Below are 17,962 nucleotides of genomic sequence, written 5' to 3'. Positions count from 1 at the left end.
GCTACATCCGGAAGTGCTCGCCCAGGTACACCCGGCGCACTTCGGCGTTGTCCACGATGTCGGTCGGCGTGCCCTGCGCCAGCACCTCGCCCTCGCTGATGATGAAGGCGTGGTCGCAGATGCCCAGCGTCTCGCGCACGTTGTGATCGGTGATCAGGACACCGATACCGCGCGCCTTCAGGAAACCGATGATGCGCTGGATCTCGATCACGGCGATGGGGTCGATCCCGGCAAAGGGCTCGTCCAGCAGAATGAAACGCGGCTGCGTGGCAAGGGCCCGTGCAATCTCCACGCGGCGGCGCTCACCGCCCGAGAGGGCCACCGCTGGAGAGTCGCGCAGGTGTTCCACGCGCAACTCTTGCAAAAGCTCGGTCAGGCGCTCTTCAATGGCCGCCTTGGCGAGCGGTTTTCCCTCCTCGTTCTGCTGCAGCTCCAGCACGGCGCGCACGTTCTCCTGCACCGTGAGTTTGCGGAAAATGGAGGCTTCCTGGGGCAGGTACGACAGCCCCAGGCGCGAGCGCCGGTGGATCGGCATGTGCGCCACCGAATGCCCGTCGATCAAGATGTCGCCCGCGTCGCAGGGCACCAGGCCCACGATCATGTAGAACGAAGTGGTCTTGCCCGCGCCATTGGGGCCGAGCAGTCCGACGACCTCGCCCTTGCGCATGCTGAGGGACACGTCCTTGACCACCTTGCGGCCGCCGTAGGATTTCGCCAGATGCCGCACCTCCAGCAGGCTGGTCGCACTGCTGGCCTGCGCTGGTGCCGTCACTTCGCGTCGCCGCCGAGGCGGTTGCTGGGACGCAGAAGGGGGTTGGCGTCCGAGGCTGGAGCGGCGGCTGCTGCTGGCGCGGCGTCACGCGGCGCGAGGACAGCCCGTACGCGCCCTGTACCGTCCCCCGGCTTTTTGCCCGTGTTGCGGCCGTCCACGGTAAATACATCGGTCAGGTTGTTGTAGACGATCACGTCGCCGGTAATTTCATCACTCAAATCACCCCCCCGGTAACGGCGCAGCTCGGCCTGATGGACGAAGCGCACGGTATCGGCCTTGCCGTTGTATTCGATGGTTTGCGCCTCCCCCTCGATGAACTCTTGCAGGGCGCTTGGCGCCGTGTCGCGCTTCTGGCGGAAAAACGCGCGCTGACCAGCACCACCGGTGACCGTTCCCGACTGGTAGCCGTCGGCGTCCTGGTGCACCTCCAGCCGCGTGCCGCGCAGCACGATGCTGCCCTTGGTCACGACCACCTTGCCGGTGAACACGCTGGTCTGTTGCAGTTCGTCGTGCCGCAACTGGTCGGCCTCGATGTTCATGGGCTGGTTGCGATCGGCCTTCTCGGCGAACACCGGCGCCGTGGCAAGCACCCCCATGGCGGCGAGCACCCATGCGATGAGCTCGACGGGTCGCACACGAGAAAAAGGAGACGGCAAGAAAAGAGAGAACATGCGAAGAGTGTCAGTAAAGGGCACGCCAACGCAGGGTGAACACTGCTGGCCTTTGGCGGCACGAATCTTGCAACCATTGTGCCATGCACGGGCAAAAAAATGCCCGCAGCGTCCGCGGGCATTACAGGGAAGACAGCCCCGGTTGCGAAATCAGCCTTTGGCGACCAACGCTTCGACCACTTTGAGCATTCCGGTCAGGCTGCCGGCCATGCTGCCATCGGTGTAGTAGCGCCCTGCCACGCCCATGGAGGGAACACCCTCAACGCCGTAGGCGTCTTGCAATTGGGACACCTTGCGGACCTCATTGGAGACTGTGAAGGAGTTGTACATCTCCTTGAACTTGGCCAAATCCATGCCCGGCTGCTTGGCGATCCAGGCAAAAATGCCATCGTCCTTGGAGAGATTTTGCTTCTCGACGTGAATGGCATGAAACACCTTGGCTTGCAGTTGGTCTACCTTGCCCAAGCCTTCAAGGGCGTAGTACAACTTTTGCTGAGGGGCAAAACTCGCGTTGAAGGCGATCGGGACGCGGCGAAACGCCATGGTTTTGGGCGGCGTCTTGAGCCAGGCTTCCAGCGTGGGCTCGAATTCGTTGCAATGCGGGCAGTTGTACCAGAAGAACTCGATCACCTCGACCTTGCCGGCGGGGGCCTCGACGAGCGCGGGCTTGGAAAGGCGGGTGTAATTCTTGCCTTCCGTGGGCGCAGCGCCCTGTGCCCAGACTGGCAGAGACAGACCTGACGCCGCCAGCAGGGTGGCCGAGGTGGCGGAAAACTCTCTACGGTTCATTCAATACGCTCCTGATGGGTGTTTGCTGTGGGATGGAGAGCCGGCGCGAAAGTTCAGCGCTGTACGCGCACCAGCGCCGACTCGACGCCAGCGCCATCGAGCTTCTCCTTGAGCTGCTCGGCGTCTACGCGCTTGACAAAGGGGCCAATGCGCACGCGGAACACGGTGCGCCCGCTCTGCTCGCGCTCGTTCACGCGGGCCTCCCACCCCAGCATGGCAAGCTTGGCGCGCTGGGCGTCGGCGTCGCTCTGGGTGCGAAAGGCTCCGGCTTGAACAAAGTAGTCAAACGGATCGACAGATCCCGCAGCCGTTGGTGCTGCCGCGCCGGCTGCGGGCACCGACTTGCCTGCACGTGCCTTGGCCAAGTCGCCCAGTGGATCACTGGGCACGGGTGCCGGGTTGGCTGCTGCCGGGGCCGATGCCGGGGTCGATGCGGGGGCCGCAGCAACACCAGCGGCCGGGCTCGCCGTGGCAGGCGCAGGCCGCACGCTGCCTTTGCCATACAGCGGCAAATTCGGGTCCCAGTTTTTGTTCTTTTGCTCCTCGGCATTGTCCTGATCGGAGCTGCGGATCGCCCCCTTGTTCAGAAAAGGCACCGGTACTTTGGTGACATACACCGCCACGCCCAGCGCTACGCCCAGGCCGATCAGCAGGCCAATGATGAGACCAACGATGGTTCCGCCCGATTGATTCTTTTTCATATGCTCGCCGTGGTTCCGATTCACATTCTTCGTGGCGCCGAGACGCCGAGCACCGCCAGGCCATTGTGCAATACCTGCGCCGTGGCGGCGACGAGCGCCAGACGTGCGGTTTTCACACGCTCGTCGTCCACCAGGATGCGCTCGGCATCGTAGTAGCTGTGGTAGCTGGCGGCCAGGTCGCGCAGGTAAAAGGTGACGTCGTGGGGCGCCTCGCCTTCGGTGGCTGCGGTGAGCATCTCGGGGTATTTGGCCAGTTGCAGCATCAGGGCCTGGGCCTGCGGGCCGTCGAGCGGCGAAAGGTCCACGTCCGCCAACGTCGCAACGTCGCCACCCCAGCCCGCCAGCACCGAGCAGATGCGGGCATGGGCATATTGCACGTAGTACACCGGGTTGTCGTTGTTCTTCGCCACCGCCAGGTCGACGTCAAAGGTGTATTCGGTATCGGGCTTGCGGCTGAGCAGGAAGAAGCGCACGGCGTCCTTGCTGGTCCACTCGATCAGGTCGCGCAGCGTCACGTAGCTGCCAGCGCGCTTGCTGATCTTGACCTCTTCGCCGCCTTTGACCACGCGCACCATGGTGTGCAGCACGTAGTCGGGGTAGCCCTGTGGAATCCCCACGTCGGCCGCCTGCAAACCAGCGCGCACCCGGGCAATGGTGCCGTGGTGGTCGGTGCCCTGGATATTGACCACCTTGGTGAAGCCGCGCTCCCATTTGGCGATGTGGTAGGCCACATCGGGCACGAAATAGGTGTAGGTGCCGTCCTGCTTGCGCATGACGCGGTCCTTGTCGTCGCCGTAGTCGGTGCTCTTGAGCCACAAGGCGCCGTCCTGCTCGTAGGTCTTGCCGTTGGCGATGAGCCGGTTCACCGTGGCCTCGACGCGGCCGCTGGTGTACAGGCTCGATTCGAGGTAATACTCGTCGAAATGCAGGTTGAAGGCCTGCAAATCCTTGTCCTGTTCGTTGCGCAGGTAGGCCACCGCAAACTGGCGAATGTTGTCGTAGTCCTCCACATCGCCGTTGGCGGTGAACTCACGATCATCGGCCTTGACGGTGGCACGAGCCTTGAAAGCCTCGGCTATGTCGGCGATGTAGTCGCCGTTGTAGAAGTTCTTGGCCAGCGGGTTGTCGCTGTCGGTGGGCCAGCACTCGTCACCGGGCTTGAAGCCCTTGGCACGCAGCTGCGTGCTCTTGGTCAGGGTGTCAATCTGCACCCCCGCATCGTTGTAATAGAACTCGCGGTGCACGTCCCAGCCCTGGGTGGCAAACAGGTGGCACAGGGCGTCGCCCAGCGCCGCTTGGCGACCGTGGCCCACATGCAGCGGGCCAGTCGGGTTGGCCGAGACGAACTCCACCAGCACCTTGTCGCCACGCTTAGGCTGCATACCAAAGCGCGTTCCAGCGCCCAGCACCTCCTGCACCACCTGTTGTTTGGCGGCGGGTTTGAGGCGGATATTGAGAAAACCGGGGCCAGCGATGTCCATGGCCTCGACCCAGCGCTCGAATGCAGGCATGGCCAGCAGCGCGGTGCGCAGGCGCTCGCCCAACTCGCGCGGGTTGGCCTTGAGCGGCTTGGCCAGTTGCATGGCGGCGGTGCACGCGTAGTCTCCATGGGCGGCGACCTTGGGCGATTCGAACGCAGCGCGCGCGCCAGCGCCGGGGGCAAAGCTTTCCAGCACGTCGGACAGGGCCGCGAGCAGTTGTTTTTTGGCAGTGAGCATTGGCGGATTTTACGGGGCTCGCCAGCGCGCCCTGCGCAGGGGGTATATTGCGTGCACGGGGCGCTTTGGCCTCGTTTTTTTCCTCCAATGGAGCACCCATGAAAAAGCTTCTTGCCTTGACCACTCTCGGACTCGCCTGTGCTTTCGGAACGGCCTGGGCGGCCGATGCACCGGCACCCGCTGCGGCCGCATCTGCACCTGCCAAAGCGCCCACCAAACAGCAGTCGAAGATGAAGACCTGCAATGTCGAGGCCAAAGGCATGAAGGGCGACGAGCGCAAGGCCTTCATGAAGACCTGCTTGAGCAACAAGGCCGAAGCGGCGCCCACCCAGCAGAGCAAGATGAAGACCTGCAACGCCGAAGCCAAGGACAAGAAGGGCGCCGAGCGCAAGGCGTTCATGAGCGAGTGCCTGAAGAAGTAAACAGCCACTTCGCCACACAACGAAAACCCCGCCTGGCGGGGTTTTCTTGTTTCTGCACCCCTTGGGATGTCAGCGCGTCAGCACGCCACGCGCCAGGAACACGGCGGCGAGCAGTATCAGGCCCAGCAAGTGCGTCTCCAGCATCACCCAGCGGCGCGCAGCGCGCACTTCGTCTTCGGGCGGGAGCTCACCCGTGGCGACCACCTTGCGGCGCCAACGCAAAAAGGAAAAAGTGGGCTTGAGCGACATCAGCCCGATGGCGACGAACACGGCGAGCTTGAAATGCAGCAGCGGCTGGCTCCAGTACCAAGCCACGCCCTTGTAGCCCCAGAACGTGCGTGCCAAACCCGCCGCCACCACGGACATTGCGGCAATGCCATAGATCAGATCAAGCCGCACCAGGCGGTGGATCACGGCGGCGCTCATCCATTCGGTACGGCACAGCGCCGCTTCGCTTGCCATGAAAACTACCATGGTGAAGATGGCGACCAAGTGGAAGTAGGCCAGGAAAGATTCTAAAATCACGCGGAGACTCCGGTTTGCCAGAACTGTGGTTCGGCGTAGTGGTGTTTGAGCAAGTCGATCCACAGGCGCACGCGCAGTGGCAGGTGCTTGCGCTGGGGAAAGACAACATAGATGCCATTGGGCGGTGCGGCGTAATCCTCCAGCACCGCCACCAGCTGGCCTGAGGCAATTTCGCGCTCGACCTCCCAAGTGCTGCGCCAGGCAATGCCGTATCCTGCCAGGCACCAGTCGAACAGCACCTGCCCGTCCGAGCAGTCGAGCGGCCCGCGCGGGCGCAGGTACACCACCTCCCGGCCCGACTCGGCCACGGATATGCCCGCGTCCGAGAGGGTGCGCTCCTGGTCCTGCCCAAGGGCATTTCGCGGGACGCGAAACGCCCAGCCGCGCGTCTGTGAGGCTTCGCTCGACAAGGTCAGGCAGTCGTGCTGCATCAGGTCGGCGGGCAGTTGGGGCGTGCCGCGCTGCGCCAGATACTGCGGCGTTGCGACACACAAACGGCGGTTGTCGGCCACGCGCACGCTGACCAGCGACGAATCGGGCAGGTCGCCCACGCGCACGGCGCAATCAAAGCCTTCGCCAGGGAGATCCACCACCCGGTCGCTGAGGTTGAGCGAAATCTGCACGTCGGGGTGCAGCGCGCGAAAGCGCGGCACCAGCGGCGCCACGTGGCGCCGCCCAAAGCCTGCCGGCGCCGTGATGCGCAGGTGCCCGCTGGCCTTGATGCCGCCCGCCGACACGCTGGCCTCGGCGTTGGCTACGTCGGAGAGCACGCGCTGGCAATCCTCAAGGAAGGCGCTGCCTTCGTGCGTCAGGCTGATGCGGCGCGTGGTACGCACCAGGAGCTTGACGCCCAGGTGCTCCTCCAGGGCGTCGAGCCGCCGGCCCATGATGGCGGGCGCCACGCCTTCGGCCCGCGCCGCCGCCGTGAGGCTGCCACGCGTGGCAACGGAGACGAAAGACTCGAAGGCCTTGAGTTTGTCCATGGGGAAGGATTATCCCGGGCTCTGGCATCCACCGCCTGCGCCCTTCAAAATTGCTAAGAAATCATCACAGTCGAGTGATTGCTCTCGCCACTATTGGGCAAACGCCTTCAGCTCATTATTTGATAGCATTACTCTATAGTCGCCAAATAGGAGCAGTTAACAAAAGACGACAGGTGGCGTCACTTGGCCCAGAACTTCTTCGGCACGCTCAAAAATTTCAAGCGCATCGCCTTGCGCAGCGATAAGACCGACGGCAGTTTTTCGGCTGTGATCCAGCTTGCCGCAAGCGTTATCAACTCCCGGTGTCAATCAATAGACCCTAGAGAGATCGGAGACCGCAGCATCAAACGCCTCCCAATCCGCCAGGGTCGCCATCCCGACATACAACACCACCGTCACCACAACGGCCAGCGAGATCGACCGAACCAGAATGCGGCTCGGGAGAGCTTGGTCTATCGCCTGAGCACCGGCCGTCCGTGATTCATTCATCAAGCCAAAATCGCGTTCACTGCGGCGGCAACCGCGACACCAACGGCGATACCGGCGGTAATTTCCAACCGGGTGTGGCCCATGCGTTCACGAAGCGCCTGATGTTCCGATGCCCCTGCTGTCAACTTGTTGATTGTCACCGCGTGCTTGCCCACCTGCCGACGCAGGCTGTTGGCATCGAGCATCACAATAAAGGCCAGTGTGATGGCAATACCGAAGGCTGGGTGTGCGATCCCCTCCTTGAGGGCAATGAGCGCGGCCATGCTACTGACGATCGCGCTGTGGTTGCTGGGCAATCCCCCATAGCCTATGAGGCCGAACGCGAGTCGCTTGGCCTTGATGCAGTTGATGATGAACTTCGAGACTCCAGCGACGAACCACGCCAGGAAGGGAGTCAGGGCGTAAGAAAAGTCCATGATCACCCCTGCACCGGCCACAGCGCCCAGCCGCAGGTAGCCACCCACAACAACACCGTAAGCAACAGCTGCCAGTCAGCGAGCAGTGCATCCGTGGGCGACTCTCCTCCATCAAGAGCCTCGACCACGAACCAGTAACGGAATAAGCCGAACATGACCAAAGGAACCGTGATAACCAACTCGGGTTTAGCGGACATCACAAACATGCTGTAGAACAGCAGCGCCCCGGTTGCAGACATCTCCGCATAGCGATCCACCAGTGAGACGGAGTACTTTTCGAGCACCTTGCGGCCCTCGGTACCACTCTGGCTGAGCTCCTGGCGCCGCTTGACGGCCGCTAGGTACAACGCCAGGCACAGGGTCGTAACGAACATCCAGGAGGACACGGGTACGTCCAGCGCCATGGCGCCTGCGTAAACGCGCAGGACAAAACCGATGGCGATCGTGAAGATATCGACCACAGGCTGGTGCTTGAGTACAAATGTGTAAGCCAGGTTCAAGACCAGATAGGCCGCGATGACCATCACCACCTTCGGGGCAACAAACCAGCCCCCTACCAGCACAGCACAGAGGCTAGCAAGCAGGAACAGGGCAGCGGGCACCGAGACGATCTCGGCCGCCAGGGGGCGGGTCTTGGACTTCTTGGGGTGACGACGGTCACACTCAATGTCGCGCATGTCGTTAATGACATAGGTAGCCGACGATGCGACGCAGAACAGCAACACGGCCAACAGGGTGTGGCCAACGGCCCCGACATCAAGGAACCTCCCGGAAAACCCCAACGGAGCCAAAACAAAGCCGTTTTTGATCCACTGCTTTGGCCGCATCAACTTAATCAGCCCCAGCATCTGCGCTAGAGACGAACGAGGCACTCCGGTACCATGCATTATTTTTGAACCTCGGTGACGCCATTGAAGCCTGCCTCGTCTAAGCTGGCGATCAGCTACGCCATTTTCGCACTAATCGCAACTGCAGCAAACATCGGCGCTCAGGATCTTTTCATCCGTGCCTACAGCGGTGCCTTCGCCATCTTGACCTCAGTCGTCTTGGGTACTGGGGTCGGGCTTGTCGTGAAGTACATCCTCGACAAGCGCTACATCTTCCGCTTCCGGGCACACGGCGTCGCACACGACACCCTGACCTTCGCCCTCTACACCGTCATGGGTCTGGCCACAACTGCGATCTTCTGGGGCTTCGAGTTTGGCTTTCACCACATCTTCGAGACCAAGGAAATGCGCTACCTCGGCGGCGTTATTGGTCTTGCTATTGGCTACCTGACTAAATATCACCTCGATAAGCGTTACGTCTTCCGCACAGAGGCCGTATGAAGCCAGTTTCCTCGTGGGGACGCTTGAGTGCCGATCCTCATCATGTCATTGGACTGAATGATTCAACCAGGGTCAAGAGTCTCGTTTTCCATGGGCCTCACCCGGGTGTCGCCCATGGCATGGGACGCAGCTACGGTGACGCCTGCCTGAATCCAGAAGGCACGCTCTGGGTGACGACAGGACTTGACCATTTCATTGCTTTCGATGACAGCACCGGTCGCCTGGTGTGTGAGGCCGGAGTGTTGCTACGTGACATCCAGCGGCTGGTCATTCCTCGCGGCTGGATTCTGCCGGTAACGCCGGGCACCCAGTTGGTGACAGTTGGCGGGGCCATCGCCAACGACGTGCACGGCAAGAATCATCACGTGCTTGGATCTTTCGGCGATCACATCCAGAGCCTCACCCTTATCCGTACCAATGGCGAAGTCATCCAGTGCGGGCCAAATGAGCGGGTCGATTGGTTCGCTGCCACTGTGGGTGGGATAGGCCTAACTGGGGTGATCACGCAAGCCGAGATCCAACTGCGCCGTGTGGGTAGCCCATGGCTAAACACCGAGATCGTTCCCTATGCCAACTTGGATGAGTTCTTCCAGCTTGCGGATGATTCCGAGGCCAAATGGGAACACACGGTGTCTTGGATCGACTGCATCACGGGGGGCGGCAGACGCGGTTTGTTCTTGCGCGGCAACCCCACCAATGCCCGAGATCGCCCGGCACCTAAGGGGCGTAAGCTGACAATGCCCATCGTACCCCCTGTTTCTCTAGTCAATCGGCTGTCACTGCGTCCCGTCAACATGGCCTACTACCACCTCAAGAAGTGGCAGGCAGGATGGTCTATCACGCACTATGAGCCGTTTTTGTACCCGCTCGATAATCTGCCCGAGTGGAACCGAATGTACGGTCCAAAGGGTTTCTTCCAGTACCAGAGTGTGGTACCACGCGAAGTCGGGCAGGAAGCCGCTAAGGCCATGCTGAAAGAAATCGCCCGATCTGGGGATGGTTCATTCCTTACCGTCCTGAAGACCTTTGGCAATCGCCAGCCAGTCGGGATGCTGAGCTTTCCACAGCCAGGGGTGACGCTAGCGCTGGATTTTCCGAATCACGGGAACCGGACGCACAAACTGTTCGAGCGCTTGGATGCCATCGTGCGCGAGGCAAAGGGTCGCCTCTATCTGGCCAAGGATGCACGAATGCCCAGAGAACTTTTTACGGCAGGTTATCCGCGCCTGGCTGAATTCATGAAATACCGGGACCCGGACATCAGCTCCGGCCTCTCTCGCCGTTTGATGGGAAGTTGAATGAACAAAAAGAAAAGAATCGTCATCATTGGCGCTACATCGGCGATTGCCAAGCAATGCGCCAGGCTTTGGCTAGCGAAGCAGCCGGTCGATCTGACTTTAGTGGGCCGCGACGCAAAGCGCATCGAAAGGGTTGCCACAGACCTGAAGGTCCGTAGCCCTCAATCCGAGATTCGGGTCGTTCAGGCAGTGTTTCTAGATCCTGAAGCCATCAACGCCACAGTTGGGGATATCGTTAAATCAGGTAACGTTGATATCGTCCTGATCGCTCACGGATCGTTGCCCGTGCAAACCGAGTGCCAGAACAATCTTCAATCTTGCCGTGATGCACTGGAGATCAACGGGGTGTCACCAGCCATCTATGCCGAGGCCTTTGCTAAAGAGATGGAAAAAGCCAACCACGGCACCATTGCATTGATCGGCTCCGTGGCAGGTGATAGGGGGCGAAAATCCAACTACGTATACGGGGCCGCCAAAGGACTGATTACGCGCTACGCCCAAGGCCTGCAACACCGTTTTGCGGGTACTGCAGTCAAGGTGGTGCTGATAAAGCCTGGGCCGACTGAGACCCCTATGACGGCTCATCTCAAGGGCGGGGGCGTCAAGCTGGCACTTGTTGAAGATGTAGCGAAACAGATTGTTGATGCGATTGAAATAGGAAAACCAATTATCTACACACCGAGAAAATGGCTAATCGCCATGAGAGTAATCCAACATTTACCCCGCATAATTTTTAACAAGCTAGATATTTGAAAGTTGATGGCCTTCAATTGAAAAATAAAGTACATAAAGTATATCTGCAGCGGCAAGAATTGAAGTCTTTGCTCCTAAAATTAAAGACAAAACCATACCGGATTTCTGTCCGCACTCATTAATGCACCCACTACATCAGCAGCAGCCTCGTACACGATTCGTACAGGCTTGGCTCAGCATTAGCGTCACGGTGGTCATAGCAGTTGTTTTGTGGCTGTGCGAAGGGCCGGCTATCAACACCGGTGACTGGGATCGCGCCACGATACCCGCCGGTTTTTTGGCGCCTTCCTGGGAGCCTATGAAACCCTCTTACACGCTGGGCACGCAGACACAATTTGTCAACAACAGCAGCATGGGGATTTTACTTAGTTCGCTGGGGTGGCTAATCCAGCGAACCGGACACACTACGCTGAACACTGCGCCAATACTGGTCGCGCTACTGCTGGTCCTGCTGGCTGGCAGCTTTTTTCTTGCCCGTCACGCCCGCTGCCATTGCTTGGTACTGGTCACACTCTCCTTGGTACTACTGTGTTACTCGGTTTATCTCAAATCGTTTTACGGCGAAGCACTAATTCTGGCCCTGGCACCTGCGCTGTGCGTAGGTATAAAGCACCTGGTACAACAGAACCGCGTCACGCTCTTTACGCTCTGCGCTGCAGCCATCATTTACGCCAAACAACAAATGCTTTTTGTCGCCCCCATCATAATGCTGCTGTTGCTTAGAAATCTGTGGCTGCATGGTGGTGCCAACGCACGGGTATGGACATCGCTGTTGTTCATAGTTTTTATTTGCGCTGCCACCCTAGGCGTCCACCCCGAAAACCATGCCCCAAACCAATACAACCGCTACTTTAACGGCGTGGGTTGGAGCCTATTGCAATCGGCTTGCTGGCCTGCCCAGCGATTTGAGGATCGGCATCCATATTTTTACAAGCACCAGCAGCAACTGCAGGTGTCATTGCATACCACATTGCCACAATCCAGCTACCTGGGCACCTCCTACCTGCCGACGGCCAGCACCATCTTGGATGCCGCCAGGCACCCAGAGCACACCGAAGCACAGAAAGAGCAGGCGCAGACGCTTTACGACCAACTTATCGCTCAAGGGCGCCTGGGCACTTATCTGGTCACCTTGGCGCAACATCCACCTGTCCTATGGCAACTAATAAAAAACACCTACCTGACGGCGGTGCGCTCCAACTATCTCGTTTCCTACATCCGCTCGACTGTGCGGCTTGCATCTTCAGCAGCGCAGGCGTTAGTCGCGGCACAAACGCAGCTAGCCCGTGTTTTTAGTTGGGTATTTATTGCCACACTGCTAATTGCCCAGCTGTGCCGCCGGTCGCGGTTTTCCGCCATCATCACCGTCTGGATGCTGCTCGCGCCCTTGGCCGTAGTAGCCGGGGACGGTTATTTTGAATTCGAAAAGCACATGACAGCGTTTTTCGTCTTCCTCCCCTGCGCTCTAATGGCCGCCATACTGGAGCCACCAAAACGGCGCCTCCGGCTCCCAAACGCCTCCCAGGCCTTTCATCTTTGCAAAAAAGTCACTAGTTCTTAGATTTTCATCTTCTTTATGAATTCCAAGACATGCAATACAGTGCTGGCATAGCTGCATTGGCTGCTTGTTGTTTGATGGAAAGAAGGCTCCTTACCATGACCGATCGCACCACCCTCCACGGCCTGCAAGTGGCCACGACGCTTCAGCGCTTCATCGACGAACAGGTGCTGCCCGGCACTGGCATCGACAGCGCTGCCTTCTGGAAAGGCTTTGGCGCCATCGTCACCGATCTCGCACCGCGCAACATCGCCCTGCTGGCCGAGCGCGAGCGCCTGCAGACCGAGCTCGACACCTGGCACAAGGCCAACCCAGGTCCGATCAAGGACATGCTGGCCTACCGCACCTTTCTTGAGCGTATCGGCTACCTCGGGCCCCAGCCGGCAGAAGTGAAGGCCACCACCACCAACGTGGACGACGAACTCGCCCTGCAAGCCGGCCCACAACTCGTGGTGCCTATCCTGAATGCCCGCTACGCGCTCAACGCCGCCAATGCCCGTTGGGGCAGTCTGTACGACGCGCTCTATGGAACCGACGCGGTTCCCGAGACCGATGGCTGTGAAAAGGGCCGAGGCTACAACGCCAAGCGCGGCGCCAAGGTCATCGCCTTTGCCCGCCGCGTGCTCGACGAATCCACCCCGCTGGCCCAGGGCTCGCATGCCGATGCCACGGCTTACCGCGTCGAAAACGGCGCGCTGGCCGTCGCGTTGCAAGGCGGTGCCCGCACCGGCCTCAAGGACCCGGCACAGTTCACGGGCTACCAGGGCGACGCGGCGAACCCGTCGTCCGTGCTGCTGCAGCACAACGGCCTGCATCTGGACATCCGCATCGACCGCGGCACCGCCATCGGCAAGACCGATGCCGCCGGCGTGAGCGACCTGGTCCTCGAAGCCGCGCTTTCCACCATTCTCGATCTGGAAGACTCGGTCGCCGCCGTGGACGCCGAAGACAAAGTGCTGGGCTACGCCAACTGGCTGGGCATTCTGAAAGCGACGCTGACCGAAGAAGTCACAAAGGGCGGCAAGACCTTCACGCGCGGCCTCAACGGCGACCGAATCTACACGGCGCCCGCCGGCAGCGGCGAGGTGCGCCTGCACGGCCGCTCGCTGATGTTCCTGCGCAATGTCGGCCACCTCATGACGAATCCGGCCATCCTGTGGACGGACAAACAGGGCCAGGAGCGCGAGATCCCCGAGGGCATTCTCGACGCCGTGGTCACCACCACCATCGCCCTGCACGATCTGCAGGGGCACGGCAAGGACGGCATTCGCAACTCGCGCAAGGGCAGCGTCTACATCGTCAAGCCCAAGATGCACGGCCCCGCCGAAGTCGCGTTTGCCAGCGACCTGTTTGGCCGCGTGGAGCAGCTTCTGGGCCTGCCGGAGAGCACCGTCAAGCTGGGCATCATGGACGAGGAGCGCCGCACCAGCGTCAACCTCAAGGCCTGCATTGCCGCTGCGAGCAGCCGCGTGGCCTTCATCAACACCGGCTTCCTCGACCGCACCGGCGACGAGATGCACAGCGCCATGTACGCCGGCCCCATGATTCGCAAGGGCGACATGAAGACCAGCGCCTGGATCCAGGCCTACGAGAAGAACAACGTGCTCGTCGGTCTCTCCTGCGGGCTGCGCGGCAAGGCACAGATTGGCAAGGGCATGTGGGCCATGCCTGACCTCATGGCCGCCATGCTGGAGCAAAAAATCGCCCACCCCAAGGCCGGCGCCAACACCGCCTGGGTGCCAAGCCCCACGGGCGCGACGCTGCACGCCCTGCACTACCACCAGGTGCTGGTGAGCGAGGTGCAAAAGGAGATGGAAAAGATCGACGCCAACGCCGAGCGCGACAACCTGCTCACCGGCCTGCTGACCATTCCTGTCAGCGCCAACCCGAACTGGAGCGACGCCGAAATCCAGCAGGAACTCGACAACAACGCGCAGGGCATCCTGGGCTACGTGGTGCGCTGGGTGGACCAGGGCGTGGGCTGCTCCAAGGTGCCCGACATCCACAACGTCGGCCTGATGGAAGACCGCGCCACGCTGCGCATCAGCAGCCAGCACATGGCCAACTGGCTGTTGCACGGCGTGGTGAGCGAAGGCCGCATTCAGGCGACCTTCCAGCGCATGGCTGCCGTGGTGGATCAGCAAAATGGCGGCGACCCGCTTTACAAGCGCATGGCTGGCAATTTCGACACCAGCATGGCCTACCAAGCGGCGTGCGAACTGGTCTTCAAGGGCAAGGACCAGCCCAGCGGCTACACCGAACCGCTGCTGCACGCCTGGCGGCTCAAGGTGAAAGCCGCGGCCTGAATCGCGCTGGCGACATGGGCGGTAGAAAGGCGCTATAAATTTAATTGCTGGAAACCCTTTATACGTAAGCCGTAGAGGCTAATTCTTTGAAATAATGGCGTGGCGCTGTCTCGGCACCACGCCATTTTGCGTATCGCTCTACACTCACAGACGACACCCGGATACCGGCCTGAGTCTTCTTCCGGCAGCACGCCCCACTTCACCATGACGACACCGCTGCAAGAATCTGCCTCCACGGCTGCTGCGCGTTGCCCACTGTGCGAGCAGGACAACCACTGCAACCTGGCGGCCGGAGAAGACGCTGCCCGGTGCTGGTGCATGCACACGCCGGTGTCCCCGCTCGCGTTGGCCCGCGTTGCGGACAATGACCGGCATCGGCGTTGTGTTTGCGCCGCTTGCGCGCAGGCAGCTCTGGCCGGCCCCTGATTGTTTTTTCAAAGGAATCCCTATGCCCACCTACCACGTCGAAATGCTGGAAGGCCGCAGCGTCGAGCAAAAGCGCCGCCTGGTCGAGGAGATCACGCGCGTCTCCGTCGAGATCCTGGGCGGGGCAGCCGAGTCGGTGGATATCTTGATCACCGACGTCAAGCGGGAAAACTGGGCCACGGGGGGCAAGCTCTGGTCCGAGCGCAGCTAAGCGAGGCCTGAGTGGCTCGCGATTCGGGTAGCCTTCAGGATCTCAAGGAGCGGTACGGCGAGCGCTACCGCTGGCTGCTTTTGTTGTCGGTCATGGTCGGCACGATGGCATCCATCATGTCGTCCACTGTGATCAACGTGGCCATCCCGGACATGAGCCAGCACTTCTCGCTGGGCCAAGGTCGTGCGCAATGGGTAGCTTCTGGCTTCATGGTGGCCATGACCGTCTCCATGCTGACCACTCCGTGGCTGCTCGGGCGCTTTGGCTACCGGATGACCTATGTCGCCTCCATGCTGCTGCTGCTGGCGGGGGGCATCGCCGGCGGCACCGCCGGCAACTTCTCTCTGGTATTGATGGGACGTGTGGCCCAAGGGTTGGCGGCTGGTATCGTTCAACCCATTCCAGCGGTGATCATCCTCTACGGGTTTCAACCCCACGAGCAAGGGCGGGCCAGCGGTCTGTTTGGCATGGGCGTGGTGCTTGCTCCCGCCGTCGGGCCGACCATTGGCGGGCTGTTGGTGGACTGGTTTGGCTGGCGCTCGATCTTTTTCATGGTGGTCCCTTTTTGTCTGGCCTCTCTCTGGCTGGCATTCAAGTACGTACCGAGCACGGCGCCTGGCGGGGTAGCAGCGGATCGCGGGGGCAAGACCATCGACTGGCGCGGGCTGCTGCTGGGAAGTGTGGGCACGCTCTGCCTGCTCAATGGTCTGGTGGAGCTGCACCACGGCCCGGCGTCACGCGCACTCGCGTTGCTGGGCGGCGCCGCGACATGCACGGCACTGTTTGTCTGGTGGCAGGCGCGGCTGGTTCGCACGGGACGCCAGCCGCTAATGGATCTTCGCCTGTTTGGCTACCGGCAGTTCACCATGGGCAGTATCGTGGCATTTATCTATGGCACGGCCTTGTTTGGATCGACCTATTTGCTTCCGGTTTTCATGCAGTTGGGGCTGCATCTGTCGGCGTCTTTGGCAGGAACAATCCTGCTGCCAGCGGGCATTGTGCTGGCCATCACCATTCCTATTGTTGGCAGACTTGCCGACCGGCAGCCCACTCACGTACTGGTGAGCATCGGTCTTTTCTTGCTGGCGCTTTCGTTCGCCCTGATGCTGTTGGTGCACCTGAAGTCCGGGCTTTGGATATTGGTCGCTTTGTCTGTTCTGGGGCGCATCGGCTTGGGATTCATTCTGCCGTCCCTCAACCTCGGCGCCATGCGACCGCTGGACAAGACTTTGATTTCGCAGGGCTCCAGTGCCATCGGTTTTCTGCGCATGCTAGGCGGGGCAGCTGGCGTGAGCCTGTGCGGCATCGTTCTTGAATGGCGCATTGCGGCACATGGAGCATCGCTCAGTTCCAAGGGATCTGATGCAGCACGCATCGCAGCGTTTGGCGAGACATTTGTGATGCTTGCACTGCTCTGCACCGTCGCGATGATCGCCGCCTGGCGTTTGCGTGCCACTGTGCGGAAGTCCTGAGGCCAACGATTCCACCGCGTAAAGAGACCTATGTGCCAACTCCTTGGAATGAACTGCAACACGCCGACCGACGTGCGCTTTAGCTTTTCGGGTTTCGCACAACGAGGGGGCCATACGGGGGATCACAGCGACGGATGGGGAATCGCTTTTTTTGAAGGCAAGGGCGTCCGCCATTTTGTGGACCATCAGCGCGCCGTCGATTCACCCGTGGCGGAGCTGATCCGGCGCTACCCGATCAAGAGCAGCAACGTTATCGCGCACATCCGAAAGGCAACCCAGGGCTTGGTCAGTCTGCAAAACTGCCATCCCTTTGTTCGTGAACTCTGGGGACGCTACTGGGTGTTTGCACACAATGGCGATCTGAAGAACTATCAGCCGCATCTGCATCGCGGCTTTCACCCTGTCGGAGACACCGACAGCGAGCGAGCCTTCTGCTGGATCATGCAGGAGCTCTCGAAATCGCATGCCCAAGTCCCAAGCGTAGAAGAACTCACGTTAACTTTGCGCGAGCTGGCAGCCCGCATCGCGCACCATGGAACCTTCAACTTTCTGCTGTCGAACGGACTGGCACTGTGGGCCCACGCGTCTACGGACCTGCACTACATCGAGCGCCGCCACCCCTTTTCTGCCGCCCATCTATCAGACGAAGATCTGTCAGTGGATTTCGCGCACGAAACACAAGCCAGCGACAAAGTCGCCATCATCGTCACGGCCCCGCTGACCCGAAATGAGCATTGGCAAGCCTTCGCGCGCCATGAACTGAAGGTATTTGTCGATGGGGCGGCCTTGACCCTGTAATCAGGTGCCCGGTATTAGAGGCCTGCGCTACTTCTGCCGGAGGCTGCTTTGATTTCCCAAAAAAGCGAAACCCCCTTGAACCTAGAGGATTCAAGGGGGTTTGGCAGGGCTGTAAGAGCCTGACGATGACCTACTTTCACACGGGAACCCGCACTATCATTGGCGCGAAGTTGTTTCACTGTCCTGTTCGGGATGGGAAGGAGTGGGGCCAACTTGCTATGGTCGTCAAGCATAACTTTTGAGCTTGGGTGAGCGCGGCTCAGCCAGGCGAATTCATAGAGTATGGAATCAGGGGAATTTTTGTATTGCGTCTGTTGGCATAACAG

At 60.5% G+C, this 17,962-nt stretch carries 20 protein-coding genes and 1 rRNA gene; 11 read left to right on the top strand and 10 right to left on the bottom strand.

The features are described from left to right. Nucleotide 1: 1 nt before the first annotated feature. The 5 genes from lptB to argS all read right to left on the bottom strand — a co-directional run bounded on the left by lptB (nucleotide 2) and on the right by argS (nucleotide 4,651). On the bottom strand, nucleotides 2–772 hold the full coding sequence (gene lptB / locus AC07ZH_RS00105; protein ID WP_495198040.1) for an LPS export ABC transporter ATP-binding protein: 771 nt from the start codon (nucleotides 770–772) through the stop codon (nucleotides 2–4). Next, complete coding sequence (lptA, locus tag AC07ZH_RS00100; protein ID WP_495198039.1) at nucleotides 769–1,443, bottom strand: lipopolysaccharide transport periplasmic protein LptA; 675 nt, start codon at nucleotides 1,441–1,443, stop codon at nucleotides 769–771. The genes lptB and lptA overlap by 4 nt, the downstream gene beginning before the upstream one ends. Before the next feature lie 150 nt (nucleotides 1,444–1,593). Continuing rightward, the gene (locus AC07ZH_RS00095) at nucleotides 1,594–2,232 is read right to left on the bottom strand and encodes a thiol:disulfide interchange protein DsbA/DsbL (RefSeq protein WP_119109411.1); all 639 of its coding nucleotides are present in this window, start codon (nucleotides 2,230–2,232) and stop codon (nucleotides 1,594–1,596) included. A 53-nt stretch (nucleotides 2,233–2,285) separates the two neighbouring features. Beyond that, entirely contained in the window at nucleotides 2,286–2,933 is a 648-nt protein-coding gene (locus AC07ZH_RS00090) for an SPOR domain-containing protein (RefSeq protein WP_495198038.1), read from the bottom strand. Between the two features lie 20 nt (nucleotides 2,934–2,953). Beyond that, the gene (argS, locus tag AC07ZH_RS00085) at nucleotides 2,954–4,651 is read right to left on the bottom strand and encodes an arginine--tRNA ligase (RefSeq protein ID WP_495198037.1); all 1,698 of its coding nucleotides are present in this window, start codon (nucleotides 4,649–4,651) and stop codon (nucleotides 2,954–2,956) included. Between the two features lie 98 nt (nucleotides 4,652–4,749). On the opposite strand from argS, the gene AC07ZH_RS00080 reads away from it, so the two are divergent. Next, nucleotides 4,750–5,073 (top strand): PsiF family protein, encoded by a 324-nt coding sequence (locus AC07ZH_RS00080; RefSeq protein ID WP_119109414.1) that lies wholly within the window; start codon nucleotides 4,750–4,752, stop codon nucleotides 5,071–5,073. A 69-nt stretch (nucleotides 5,074–5,142) separates the two neighbouring features. On the opposite strand, the gene AC07ZH_RS00075 is transcribed toward AC07ZH_RS00080, so the two are convergent. Together AC07ZH_RS00075 and AC07ZH_RS00070 are read right to left on the bottom strand one after the other, a co-directional pair. Continuing rightward, complete coding sequence (locus tag AC07ZH_RS00075) at nucleotides 5,143–5,598, bottom strand: DUF2214 family protein (protein ID WP_495198036.1); 456 nt, start codon at nucleotides 5,596–5,598, stop codon at nucleotides 5,143–5,145. Further along, nucleotides 5,595–6,581 carry a LysR family transcriptional regulator gene (locus tag AC07ZH_RS00070; RefSeq protein WP_495198035.1) on the bottom strand — a complete coding sequence of 329 codons (987 nt, stop codon included), beginning with the start codon at nucleotides 6,579–6,581 and terminating at the stop codon, nucleotides 5,595–5,597. Before AC07ZH_RS00070 ends, AC07ZH_RS00075 begins: the two co-directional genes overlap by 4 nt. A 183-nt stretch (nucleotides 6,582–6,764) precedes the next feature. Between AC07ZH_RS00070 and AC07ZH_RS00065 the strand changes: the two genes are divergently transcribed. Beyond that, nucleotides 6,765–7,061 (top strand): hypothetical protein, encoded by a 297-nt coding sequence (locus AC07ZH_RS00065; protein ID WP_495198034.1) that lies wholly within the window; start codon nucleotides 6,765–6,767, stop codon nucleotides 7,059–7,061. Nucleotides 7,062–7,069: 8 nt separating this feature from the next. Here the strand turns inward: AC07ZH_RS00065 and AC07ZH_RS00060 are convergent, their stop codons facing one another. Then, nucleotides 7,070–7,486: a divergent PAP2 family protein gene (locus AC07ZH_RS00060; protein ID WP_495198033.1), complete on the bottom strand. Its 417-nt coding sequence runs from the start codon at nucleotides 7,484–7,486 to the stop codon at nucleotides 7,070–7,072. A 2-nt stretch (nucleotides 7,487–7,488) separates the two neighbouring features. Further along, a complete protein-coding gene (locus tag AC07ZH_RS00055; protein ID WP_495198032.1) occupies nucleotides 7,489–8,334 on the bottom strand; it encodes a decaprenyl-phosphate phosphoribosyltransferase in 846 nt (281 codons plus the stop codon). A 54-nt stretch (nucleotides 8,335–8,388) separates the two neighbouring features. Here AC07ZH_RS00055 and AC07ZH_RS00050 point away from each other — a divergent pair, with 54 nt between their 5' ends. The 9 genes from AC07ZH_RS00050 (at nucleotide 8,389) to AC07ZH_RS00010 (ending at nucleotide 17,636) form a co-directional block, all read left to right on the top strand. Beyond that, nucleotides 8,389–8,814 carry a GtrA family protein gene (locus AC07ZH_RS00050; protein WP_495198031.1) on the top strand — a complete coding sequence of 142 codons (426 nt, stop codon included), beginning with the start codon at nucleotides 8,389–8,391 and terminating at the stop codon, nucleotides 8,812–8,814. Further along, the gene (locus AC07ZH_RS00045) at nucleotides 8,811–10,112 is read left to right on the top strand and encodes an FAD-binding oxidoreductase (RefSeq protein ID WP_495198030.1); all 1,302 of its coding nucleotides are present in this window, start codon (nucleotides 8,811–8,813) and stop codon (nucleotides 10,110–10,112) included. The genes AC07ZH_RS00050 and AC07ZH_RS00045 overlap by 4 nt, the downstream gene beginning before the upstream one ends. Continuing rightward, nucleotides 10,113–10,865, top strand: a complete 753-nt coding sequence (locus AC07ZH_RS00040; protein WP_495198029.1) for an SDR family NAD(P)-dependent oxidoreductase — start codon at nucleotides 10,113–10,115, stop codon at nucleotides 10,863–10,865. A gap of 121 nt (nucleotides 10,866–10,986) precedes the next feature. Next, a complete protein-coding gene (locus AC07ZH_RS00035) occupies nucleotides 10,987–12,426 on the top strand; it encodes a YfdI family membrane protein (protein WP_495198028.1) in 1,440 nt (479 codons plus the stop codon). A 95-nt stretch (nucleotides 12,427–12,521) separates the two neighbouring features. Next, complete coding sequence (locus tag AC07ZH_RS00030) at nucleotides 12,522–14,729, top strand: malate synthase G (protein ID WP_495198027.1); 2,208 nt, start codon at nucleotides 12,522–12,524, stop codon at nucleotides 14,727–14,729. A gap of 204 nt (nucleotides 14,730–14,933) precedes the next feature. Further along, complete coding sequence (locus AC07ZH_RS00025; RefSeq protein ID WP_495198026.1) at nucleotides 14,934–15,155, top strand: cysteine-rich CWC family protein; 222 nt, start codon at nucleotides 14,934–14,936, stop codon at nucleotides 15,153–15,155. Nucleotides 15,156–15,177: 22 nt separating this feature from the next. Further along, nucleotides 15,178–15,366: a 4-oxalocrotonate tautomerase gene (locus AC07ZH_RS00020; protein ID WP_495198025.1), complete on the top strand. Its 189-nt coding sequence runs from the start codon at nucleotides 15,178–15,180 to the stop codon at nucleotides 15,364–15,366. Between the two features lie 11 nt (nucleotides 15,367–15,377). Further along, complete coding sequence (locus AC07ZH_RS00015) at nucleotides 15,378–16,838, top strand: DHA2 family efflux MFS transporter permease subunit (RefSeq protein WP_495198024.1); 1,461 nt, start codon at nucleotides 15,378–15,380, stop codon at nucleotides 16,836–16,838. 30 nt (nucleotides 16,839–16,868) lie between these two features. Further along, the gene (locus tag AC07ZH_RS00010; RefSeq protein WP_495198023.1) at nucleotides 16,869–17,636 is read left to right on the top strand and encodes a class II glutamine amidotransferase; all 768 of its coding nucleotides are present in this window, start codon (nucleotides 16,869–16,871) and stop codon (nucleotides 17,634–17,636) included. 117 nt (nucleotides 17,637–17,753) lie between these two features. Here AC07ZH_RS00010 and rrf read toward each other — a convergent pair. Then, nucleotides 17,754–17,866, bottom strand: a 5S ribosomal RNA gene (gene rrf / locus AC07ZH_RS00005). Between the last annotated feature and the right edge of the window lie 96 nt (nucleotides 17,867–17,962).

It is taken from the genome of Simplicispira sp. GW247-4R2A, from assembly GCF_059424465.1.
The sequence above is the reverse complement of the archived record's forward strand: the minus strand, read 5'-3'. Positions and strand labels throughout refer to the sequence as shown.

Excerpts from the sequence above, each read along its gene's own strand:
- lptA (WP_495198039.1), bottom strand. The coding sequence starts at position 1,443 with ATGTTCTCTCTTTTCTTGCCGTCTCCTTTTTCTCGTGTGCGACCCGTC.
- AC07ZH_RS00095 (WP_119109411.1), bottom strand. The coding sequence starts at position 2,232 with ATGAACCGTAGAGAGTTTTCCGCCACCTCGGCCACCCTGCTGGCGGCG.
- AC07ZH_RS00090 (WP_495198038.1), bottom strand. The coding sequence starts at position 2,933 with ATGAAAAAGAATCAATCGGGCGGAACCATCGTTGGTCTCATCATTGGC.
- argS (WP_495198037.1), bottom strand. The coding sequence starts at position 4,651 with ATGCTCACTGCCAAAAAACAACTGCTCGCGGCCCTGTCCGACGTGCTG.
- AC07ZH_RS00080 (WP_119109414.1), top strand. The coding sequence starts at position 4,750 with ATGAAAAAGCTTCTTGCCTTGACCACTCTCGGACTCGCCTGTGCTTTC.
- AC07ZH_RS00070 (WP_495198035.1), bottom strand. The coding sequence starts at position 6,581 with ATGGACAAACTCAAGGCCTTCGAGTCTTTCGTCTCCGTTGCCACGCGT.
- AC07ZH_RS00060 (WP_495198033.1), bottom strand. The coding sequence starts at position 7,486 with ATGGACTTTTCTTACGCCCTGACTCCCTTCCTGGCGTGGTTCGTCGCT.
- AC07ZH_RS00055 (WP_495198032.1), bottom strand. The coding sequence starts at position 8,334 with ATGCTGGGGCTGATTAAGTTGATGCGGCCAAAGCAGTGGATCAAAAAC.
- AC07ZH_RS00045 (WP_495198030.1), top strand. The coding sequence starts at position 8,811 with ATGAAGCCAGTTTCCTCGTGGGGACGCTTGAGTGCCGATCCTCATCAT.
- AC07ZH_RS00040 (WP_495198029.1), top strand. The coding sequence starts at position 10,113 with ATGAACAAAAAGAAAAGAATCGTCATCATTGGCGCTACATCGGCGATT.
- AC07ZH_RS00035 (WP_495198028.1), top strand. The coding sequence starts at position 10,987 with ATGCACCCACTACATCAGCAGCAGCCTCGTACACGATTCGTACAGGCT.
- AC07ZH_RS00030 (WP_495198027.1), top strand. The coding sequence starts at position 12,522 with ATGACCGATCGCACCACCCTCCACGGCCTGCAAGTGGCCACGACGCTT.
- AC07ZH_RS00025 (WP_495198026.1), top strand. The coding sequence starts at position 14,934 with ATGACGACACCGCTGCAAGAATCTGCCTCCACGGCTGCTGCGCGTTGC.
- AC07ZH_RS00020 (WP_495198025.1), top strand. The coding sequence starts at position 15,178 with ATGCCCACCTACCACGTCGAAATGCTGGAAGGCCGCAGCGTCGAGCAA.
- AC07ZH_RS00010 (WP_495198023.1), top strand. The coding sequence starts at position 16,869 with ATGTGCCAACTCCTTGGAATGAACTGCAACACGCCGACCGACGTGCGC.